At 38.5% G+C, this 506-nt stretch carries 1 protein-coding gene; it reads right to left on the reverse strand.

Features of this window, described 5'->3' with window-relative positions; genetic code table 11:
- Window positions 1-223: 223 nt before the first annotated feature.
- On the reverse strand, window positions 224-506 hold a 283-nt coding region (locus tag AC3G7N_RS22785), incomplete at its 5' end, for a hypothetical protein (protein WP_489424366.1).

A 506-nucleotide genomic window follows, 5' to 3' on the forward strand; every position in this document is an offset into this window, starting at 1 on the left:
TGTCAGCATTAATTCTGTTCCTGGTTAATAGATTATACTGGTTCTGAGCACTTTTTTTCTTACCGGTTGTGCCAACGACTATCTTATACTTTCCCATAAAAACCCTCCTAACCTTGTTTTATAGGTAGTATATTCAGCCGTTAAACAAAGGAATGGTCGTTACACATGACTTTTGATAAATTGATTAAATAGACTATGGGACGCAGGGACAGGTTTCTTGTCCCTATCCCAGTATATTGATCGCGTAAACTAGAAGTATGGCTAGTAATACGGCCAATGCTAAATAAAGTAGGAGGGATTTGACCTTCGTTTGCACGGAAGTTTGGTAATATGCCCTAATTCGGTTTACTTCCTTGCTAATCTCGATAAGTTTGGCTTCGTTTTTATTTTGCACTTTGGCGAGGACCGCATCGTACTGGTGATCTTCATCGATAATTCCCTCACTATAGCCCATACTTTCTATGGTTCGTCTAAGTATTATTTTCTCAGCATTTTTCTTTTTGACC

The sequence above is a fragment of the Virgibacillus carmonensis genome, from assembly GCF_057836705.1.